The 8,210-nt window shown below is 67.1% G+C and carries 7 protein-coding genes; all 7 read left to right on the forward strand.

What is annotated here, in order from left to right; translation table 11 throughout:
- Positions 1 to 606 precede the first annotated feature (606 nt).
- Positions 607 to 1,413, forward strand: a complete 807-nt coding sequence (locus ACTB72_RS18805; RefSeq protein ID WP_463038546.1) for an ABC transporter ATP-binding protein — start codon at positions 607 to 609, stop codon at positions 1,411 to 1,413.
- Entirely contained in the window at positions 1,410 to 2,123 is a 714-nt protein-coding gene (locus tag ACTB72_RS18810) for an ABC transporter ATP-binding protein (protein WP_463038547.1), read from the forward strand. The genes ACTB72_RS18805 and ACTB72_RS18810 overlap by 4 nt, the downstream gene beginning before the upstream one ends.
- Positions 2,124 to 2,136: 13 nt before the next feature.
- Entirely contained in the window at positions 2,137 to 3,015 is an 879-nt protein-coding gene (locus ACTB72_RS18815; RefSeq protein WP_463038548.1) for a branched-chain amino acid ABC transporter permease, read from the forward strand.
- Positions 3,016 to 3,037: 22 nt separating this feature from the next.
- Positions 3,038 to 4,045, forward strand: a complete 1,008-nt coding sequence (locus tag ACTB72_RS18820) for a branched-chain amino acid ABC transporter permease (protein WP_463038549.1) — start codon at positions 3,038 to 3,040, stop codon at positions 4,043 to 4,045.
- A 114-nt stretch (positions 4,046 to 4,159) separates the two neighbouring features.
- Positions 4,160 to 5,350 (forward strand): ABC transporter substrate-binding protein, encoded by a 1,191-nt coding sequence (locus ACTB72_RS18825; RefSeq protein WP_463038550.1) that lies wholly within the window; start codon positions 4,160 to 4,162, stop codon positions 5,348 to 5,350.
- A 207-nt stretch (positions 5,351 to 5,557) separates the two neighbouring features.
- The gene (locus tag ACTB72_RS18830) at positions 5,558 to 6,745 is read left to right on the forward strand and encodes an ABC transporter substrate-binding protein (RefSeq protein WP_463038551.1); all 1,188 of its coding nucleotides are present in this window, start codon (positions 5,558 to 5,560) and stop codon (positions 6,743 to 6,745) included.
- Between the two features lie 198 nt (positions 6,746 to 6,943).
- Positions 6,944 to 8,137: an ABC transporter substrate-binding protein gene (locus ACTB72_RS18835; RefSeq protein ID WP_463038552.1), complete on the forward strand. Its 1,194-nt coding sequence runs from the start codon at positions 6,944 to 6,946 to the stop codon at positions 8,135 to 8,137.
- Positions 8,138 to 8,210: the final 73 nt, after the last annotated feature.

Below are 8,210 nucleotides of genomic sequence, written 5' to 3' on the forward strand. Positions count from 1 at the left end.
GGCCGATGCGCCGCCTCCCGCCGTCGGGGCGAATCCCGGGCCGGGGCCGATCGGATCGGGCGACGTCGCAGCGGGCCTCCGGCGACGGGGGCGGGCGTCCGGATTCGTCGCCGCGACCCGGTCCGCGCCGGCGCCGGCGCGCGGCGAAAACCCTGCCGCCGCCATGCCGTTGCGGCGCCTGAAACCTGTCCTTCCGCAGGCGCGTCATGGGGCCTTGCCCGCATGCGCCCCAGGGTTGAAACGCCCGGCGCCTGACATCTGACAGGTAAGTTGTTGAGCCGACGCGCGCATTCGGGCTTGCGCGGGTCGCCCGACGACTCCCGGTCGGATTCAAGTGTTCGCAGGTGCAGCGCAAGTTCAGCGCATGAAACCAAGTCCTAAGGATAGCTTGTTAATTACGTGCTTGATCGACCCTTGCAAATCTGTAGGAATCCGCGTTGAACCAAGGTGATCCGGGCCAACCGGACAGGGAGACAGGGGAGGAACGATGTTCGGAACGCAGGTTCCGGGCGTGTGCGCGATGACTTCATCGCGGGCCGCCCGACAGATGCTTATTCATTGGCCGGCAAACGGTTCGCTTGCGAACCTTGCGCAGGCGGTCGAGGCATGAACGTCTCGTCGCCCGCCATGGCGCCCGGCGGGGGCGTCCCCGTCATTTCGGTCAAGAACGTCACGGTCCGCTTCGGCGGCATCGTGGCCCTCGACGGCGTGGAGTTCGACATCCGCGACGGCGAGATCCTGGGTCTGATCGGTCCCAACGGCGCGGGAAAGACCACGCTGTTCAACTGTCTCAGCCGGCTCTACACGCCCAACGAGGGCGACGTGCAGCTCTACGGCCGCACCATCCTCGACCAGCCGGCCCACAAGATCGCGGGCATGGGCATCGGGCGCACCTTCCAGAACGTCGCCTCGTTCTCGAACCTCACCGTGCGCGACAACATCCGCGTCGGCGCGCATTCCGCCTCGAAGTCCGACCCGGTCTCCGACGCGCTGCGCCTGCCCTGGATCCGTCGCGGGGCCCAGCGCATCGATGCGACGGTCAACGAGCTGATCGGCTGGCTGGAACTGGGCGACGTGGCCGACCTGCCGGTGGCGGGCCTGCCCTTCGGCACCCAGAAGCGGGTCGAGCTGGCGCGCGCGCTCGCCACCGAGCCCAAGCTCCTGCTGCTCGACGAGCCCGCCGGCGGCCTCAACCACGATGAGGTCCATGAGCTCGGCTCCCTGATCCGCAAGGTGCGCGACGAGCGGGGCGTCACCGTCCTGCTGGTGGAGCATCACATGGCGCTGGTCATGTCGGTCTCCGACCGCGTGGTGGTGATGAACTTCGGCCGCAAGATCGCCGAGGGCACCCCCGACCAGGTCCAGAAGAACCCCGAGGTCGTTGCGGCCTATCTGGGAGGCGGCGACGCATGAGCAACATCCTGGAAGTCCGCGGACTGGAAGCCTCCTACGGCAACCTCAACGTCCTGCGCGGCATCGATTTCGACATCGCCCAGGGCGGCGTGACCACGCTGCTCGGCGCGAACGGCGCGGGCAAGACCACCACGCTGCGCGCGCTCTGCGGCATGATCAGGCGCAAGGGCGAGATCACCTTCGAGGGCAAGCGGATCGACCGCATGACCACCGAGAACATCGTGCGTCTGGGCGTGGCCCAGGTGCCCGAGGGCCGCGGCACCTTCACCGGGCTGACGGTGGAGGAGAACCTCCAGCTCGGCGCGATGACCCGGCCCAACGACAAGTCGATCCTCGAGGATATCGAGAAGTCCTACCACTTCTTCCCGCGCCTCAAGGAACGCCGCACCCAGCAGGCGGGCACGCTTTCGGGCGGCGAGCAGCAGATGCTGGCCATCGCCCGCGCCCTGATGCTGCGTCCCAAGCTGATGCTTCTGGACGAGCCCAGCTTCGGCCTGGCCCCGCTGATCACCAAGCAGATCTTCGAGATCCTCGCCGACGTGAAACGCGAGGCCGGCGTCTCGATGCTGATCGTGGAGCAGAACGCCTCGCTCGCGCTCGGCATCGCCGACCACGCCTACCTGATCGAGACCGGCGCCATCGTCATGTCGGGGGAGGCCAAGGCCATCCGCGAAGACGACTCGGTGCGCGCCTCGTATCTCGGCTACTGAGGAGCACCGGGACATGGATCTTTTCATCCAACAGGTGATCTCCGGCTTCGCGACGGGCGGCATCTACGCCTGCATGGCGCTGTCGGTCGTCATGATCTACCAGGCGATCCACCATCTGAACTTCGCCCAGGGCGAGATGGCGATGTTCTCGACCTACATCGCCTGGCAGCTGCTGGCCTGGGGCGTGCCCTATTGGGCGGCGTTTCCGCTGGTCATCGTCATCAGCTTCGTCGGCGGCTTCGCCATCGAGCGGATCGTGTTCAAGCCGATCGAGAACGCGCCGGTGCTGAGCCATATCGTGATCTTCATCGCGCTCTTCGCCATCATCAACTCGGCGGCCGGCTTCATCTGGGACTTCACCATCAAGGCGGTGCCCTCGCCCTTCGGCGAAGGTCCGCTCTACGAAGGCGCGCTGATCGGTTCGCATCAGGCGGGGATGGTCGGGGTGACCATGATCGTGCTGGTGCTGCTCTGGGCCTTCTTCCGGTTCACCCGGGTCGGGCTCGCGATGCGGGCCGCGGCCGGCAATCCCGACAGCGCGCGCCTGGTGGGCATCCGCGTGTCGATGATGACCGCGCTCGGCTGGGGCATGGCCGCCGCCATCGGCGGGGTCGCGGGCATGCTGATCGCGCCGGTGGTGTTCCTCGAGCCCAACATGATGCTGTCCATCCTGCTATACGGCTTCGCCGGCGCGGTGCTGGGCGGGCTGACCTCGCCGCTCGGCGCGGTGATCGGCGGGTTCCTGGTGGGGATCATCGAGAACCTGGCCGGCACCTACATCCCGGTCATCGGCGGCGAGCTGAAGCTGCCCATCGCGCTGTTCCTGATCGTCGCGGTGCTCCTGATCAAACCCGCGGGGCTCATGGGCCGCCGCACTGTGCAGAGGGTCTGACATGGCGACCTCGGAAGAGAACATGACCGTCGAACCCCGCATCTCGGGCGGCGCCGCGCGCGCCGCCAAGGCCGGGCTGCCGGGGGGGACGCTGGTCTTCGCGATCCTGCTGATCGGCGCCATCGCGCTGCCGTTCTTCTCGAAGAACTTCTTCGTGTTCCAGATGACCCAGGTGATGGTCTACGCCATCGCCATCCTGGGGCTGAACCTGCTGACCGGGATCAACGGCCAGTTCTCGCTCGGCCATTCGGCCTTCTACGCGGTCGGCGCCTATACGGCGGCGATCATGATGGAGATGCAGGGCATTCCCTATGTCTGGACCATTCCTGCGGCGGGCATCCTCTGCTTCGTGGTGGGGTTCCTGTTCGGCCTGCCGGCGCTGAGGCTGGAGGGGGTGTATCTGGCGCTCGCCACCTTCGCGCTGGCGGTGGCGACGCCGCAGCTGCTCAAGCTCTCGCCGTTCGAGCACTGGACGGGCGGCGTGCAGGGCGTGGTCATCATCAAGCCGGACGCGCCCTTCGGGCTGGACGCGTATCTCAACGGCGACCAGTGGCTCTATTTCTTCACGCTGGTCATCGGGCTGTTCCTCTACTGGCTCGCGCGCAACATCGTGGGCTCGCGCACCGGGCGGGCGCTGATGGCGATCCGCGACAACCCGATCGCGGCGCGGTCGATGGGCGTGAACACGGCGGTCTACAAGGCCACGGCCTTCGGGATCTCGGCGATGTTCACCGGCATCGCCGGCTGCCTCGGCGCCATCGTCATCCAGTTCGTCGCCCCCGACAGCTTCACCTTCGCGCTGTCCGTGGCGCTGCTGGTGGGCCTGGTCATCGGCGGGGTGGGCTGGCTGCCCGGCGCGCTGCTGGGGGCGCTGTTCATCGTCTTCATCCCCAACGTGGCCGAGGGCATCTCCAAGGGCCTCGCCGGCGCCTTCTACGGCCTGTTCCTGATCGCGGTCATCTACCTCGCCCCGCAGGGCGCGGGCGGGTTGCTGCGGATGGCGGCGGCGCGGGTCCGGCGCATGCTCTGAGACCCCGAAGGACGGCGCGCCCGGGTCTTCGGACCCGGGCGCGTGGACGACCCCAATCCGGACCGGGACAACCCGGCCGTTCGACGTTTCAGTCGTATCCAGGGAGAACGCCACGTGAAGATTTCAGGAAAGGTTCTGCTCTACGCCGCCGCCACGCTGACCGCTCTCTCCGCCGCGCCCGCCGAGGCGCAGGGCGTCATCAAGGTCGGCAACACCATCCCCTATTCCGGGCCGCTGTCGGCCTACGGCACCATCGGCAAGACCTACGCCGCCTATTTCGAGATGATCAACACGCAGGGCGGCGTCGATGGGCGCAAGCTCGAATGGATCAGCTACGACGACGCCTATTCGCCGCCCAAGACGGTCGAACAGACCCGCCGCCTGATCGAGAGCGACGAGGTCGACGTCATCGTCGCCCCCCTCGGCACCGCGACCACGCTGGCGGTGCGCAAATACGTGAACGCCAGGAAGATCCCGCAGATCTTCATCGCCTCGGGCTCCTCGCACTGGGACGAGGTCGCGGACTTCCCCTACACGATGGGCCTGCAGCCCGCCTACAGCACCGAGGCGACGATCTACGCCAAGGACGTGCTGGAGACGATGCCCGGCAAGAAGCTCGGCGTGCTCTACCAGAACGACGATTTCGGGCGCGACTACGTCGCCGGCCTGAAGGTCGGTTTCGGCGACAAGTATGACGCGCTGGTGGTCGCCGCCGCCTATGACGCGACCGACCCGACCGTCGACAGCCAGATCATCAACCTCAAGGCCGCGGGCGTCGACGTGGTGTTCATCGGCGCCTCGGCCAAGTTCGCGGCGCAGGCGATCAAGAAGATCTACGATCTGGGCTGGGACGTGCCGCGCTACCTGTCGAACACCGCCACCTCGCTCGGTTCGGTGCTCAAGCCCGCGGGGCTGGAGGCGTCCGCCGGCCTGGTCTCGGCCGGCTACATCAAGGACATCACCGACCCGATCTGGGACGGCGACGACGACGTGAAGGCCTATCGCGCCTTCATGGCGAAATGGGCGCCCGACGCGGACTGGGGCAACTCGTTCAACGCCTACGCCTACATGTCGGCGTCGACCGTGGTGCATATCCTCGACGCGTGCGAGGGCGACTACAGCGGTCCGAACTTCATGAAGCAGGCCGAGGCGCTGAACAAGCATCCGGCGCCGCTGCTGCTGCCCAAGGTTCTGCTCAACACGTCGTCCAGCGACCATCTGCCGATCGAGGCCATGCAGCTGATGCGCTTCGACGGGGTGAAATGGGCGCTCTACGGCGAGGTCATCGACGCCGAGGCCGACTGACCTTCGGGGTCCGCGGCGCCGCCCGCAGGGGCGCGCCGCACGATGTTCCCGCCCCGCCCTGCGCGCGCGCCGCGCCGCAGGGCGGGGCGGATCGACACGCCGGACGGGTGGGATCCCGTTCCGGCGCGCACCGGGACCGGACGCGGAGGGAACCGCGACGGCCTCCGGCGGGTTCGCCCGCCGCACACCAAAGGGAGAGAAGACCTCATGATCACCAGACGCAGCGCGCTCATGGCCGCCGCCGCCACCGCGGCTTTCGTGGCCGGCCCGGCGCTCGCCGCCGACGCCATCAAGGTCGGCAACGTCATGCCCTATTCGGGCCCGGCCTCCGCCTACGGCACCATCGGCAACACCATCGCCGCCTACATGAAGATGACCAACGCCAAGGGCGGCGTGAACGGTCATCAGATCGACTGGATCAGCTACGACGACGGCTACTCGCCCCCCAAGATGGTCGAGCAGGTGCGCCGCCTGGTCGAGCAGGACGAGGTCACCGCGCTGTTCCAGACGCTGGGCACGCCCACCAACACCGCGATCCACAAATACGTGAACGCGAAGAAGGTGCCGCATCTGTTCCTCGCGACCGGCGCGTCCAAGTGGGACGATCCGGAGAACTTCCCGATGACCATGGGCTGGCAGCCGTCCTATGTCGTCGAAGCCAAGATCTACGCCAAGTATATCATGGAGAACATGCCGAACGCCAAGATCGCCATTCTCTACCAGAATGACGACTTCGGCAAAGATTACTACAACGGCCTGAAGGAAGGTCTGGGCGACAAGGTCGACATGCTGATCGCCGAGGCCCCCTACGAGGTCTCCGCGCCCACCGTCGACTCGGAGGTCATCAACCTCAAGGCGTCGGGCGCCGATGTGTTCATGATCATCGCCACGCCGAAGTTCGCCGCCCAGGCGATCAAGAAGTCGTCCGAGATCGGCTGGGAGGCCCAGCGCTTCCTCACCAACGTCTCGCTCTCCGTCGGCGGCGTGCTGAAGCCCGCGGGCTTCGAGGCGTCCACGGGCGTGATCTCGGCCGGCTACCTGATGGAGGAAGGCGACCAGCAGTTCGCCGAGGATCCCGAGCTGCTCGAGTGGCGCAAGTTCATGGCGGAGTGGTATCCCGACGGCGACGTCACCTCGTCCTTCACCGTGTTCGGCTACTCGGTCGGGGCCACCATCGTCCACACCCTGGAGATGGCCGGCGACGACCTGACCCGCGAGGGCATCCTGAAGGCGGCCGCGTCGCTGAAGGACTATGACGCGCCGCTGCTGCTGCCCGGCATCGTGATCAACACCTCCGCCGACGACTTCGCCCCGATCGAGGCGATGCAGCTGCAGAAGTTCGACGGCACCAGCTGGAAGCGCTTCGGGGAGGTGATCTCGGCCGACGGCTCCTGAGCCTGACGCCCGGCGCGGCCGGCCCGTCGGGGGCGGCCGCATGACAGTTCGAACCGAATTCCTCCCTCGGGGGGAACATACGGGGCCCGATCCGCACCGCGCCGGATCGGGCCCCGTGGCGTCTGGGGTGACGAAACGTAAGGCAACCGAACCCTAAGGCGACCAAAGCTCAACCCGCGCGGGTGGGAGGCTGCAAGAATGTTGAACAGAAGAACTGTGCTGGCCGCAGCGGCCGGCGTCGCGATCCTGGCGGGGGGCCCCGCGCTCGCCGCCGACGGGGTGATCCGGATCGGCAACACCAACGCCTATTCCGGCCCGGCCTCGGCCTATGGCCAGATCGGCCGGACCATCTCGGCCTATTTCGAGATGGTCAACGCCGCGGGCGGGATCAACGGCAAGACGGTCGAGTGGATCAGCTACGACGACGCCTATTCGCCGCCCAAGACGGTGGAGCAGGTGCGCCGGCTGGTGGAGCAGGACGAGGTCGACGTCCTCTTCGGCAATCTCGGCACGCCGACCAACACCGCGATCCACAAATACGTCAACGCCAAGAAGATCCCGCATCTGTTCGTCGCCACCGGCGCGTCCAAGTGGAACGATCCCGCGGACTACCCCTGGACCACGGGCTGGCAACCCAACTACCCGACCGAGGGCGCGATCTACGGCCAGTGGATCCTCCAGAACATCCAGAACCCCAAGATCGCCGTGCTGTATCAGAACGACGATTACGGCAAGGACTACCTGCACGGCCTCAAGTCGGGTCTGGGCGGGCGGGCCGCCGAGGTGCTGATCGCCGAAGCGCCCTACGAGGTCGGCCAGCCGACGGTGGAGTCGGAGGTGCTGAACCTCAAGGCTTCGGGCGCCAACGTGTTCTTCATCGTGGCCACGCCGAAATTCGCCGCCCAGGCGATCAAGAAGTCGGCTGAGATCGGCTGGGACGCGGAGCGCTTCCTCAACAACGTCTCGATCTCGGTCGGCTCGGTGCTCCAGCCCGCGGGGCTCGAGGCGTCGACCGGCCTGATCTCGGCCGGCTACCTGATGGAGGCGGACGACCCGCAGTGGAAGGATCACCCGGACCTGCTGGCCTGGCGCGCCTTCATGGACAAGTGGTATCCGGACGGCGACCAGACCTCGTCCTTCACGGTCTTCGGCTACGCCACCGCCTGGACCATGATCGAGACGCTGAAGCGCGCCGGCGACGATCTGAGCCGGGAGAACATCATGAAGCAGGCGAGTTCGCTGAAGGAGGTGGCGGCGCCGCTGCTGCTGCCGGGGATCACGCTCAACACCTCGCCGACCGACCATGCGCCGATCGAGGCGATGCAGCTGATGCGCTTCAACGGGACGAGCTGGGAGCGGTTCGGCGAGGTGGTGCATTCCGAGTCCTCGTGACCCAGGCCTGACCGCCTCCCGGGCCCGTCTCGGCCCCGGGACCGACGGCGTCCCCTGTCGGCCGCCCCCGCCC

The sequence above is a fragment of the Albimonas sp. genome, from assembly GCF_055129145.1.

Excerpts from the sequence above, each read along its gene's own strand:
- ACTB72_RS18820 (WP_463038549.1), top strand. The coding sequence starts at position 3,038 with ATGACCGTCGAACCCCGCATCTCGGGCGGCGCCGCGCGCGCCGCCAAG.
- ACTB72_RS18835 (WP_463038552.1), top strand. The coding sequence starts at position 6,944 with ATGTTGAACAGAAGAACTGTGCTGGCCGCAGCGGCCGGCGTCGCGATC.
- ACTB72_RS18810 (WP_463038547.1), top strand. The coding sequence starts at position 1,410 with ATGAGCAACATCCTGGAAGTCCGCGGACTGGAAGCCTCCTACGGCAAC.
- ACTB72_RS18830 (WP_463038551.1), top strand. The coding sequence starts at position 5,558 with ATGATCACCAGACGCAGCGCGCTCATGGCCGCCGCCGCCACCGCGGCT.
- ACTB72_RS18805 (WP_463038546.1), top strand. The coding sequence starts at position 607 with ATGAACGTCTCGTCGCCCGCCATGGCGCCCGGCGGGGGCGTCCCCGTC.
- ACTB72_RS18815 (WP_463038548.1), top strand. The coding sequence starts at position 2,137 with ATGGATCTTTTCATCCAACAGGTGATCTCCGGCTTCGCGACGGGCGGC.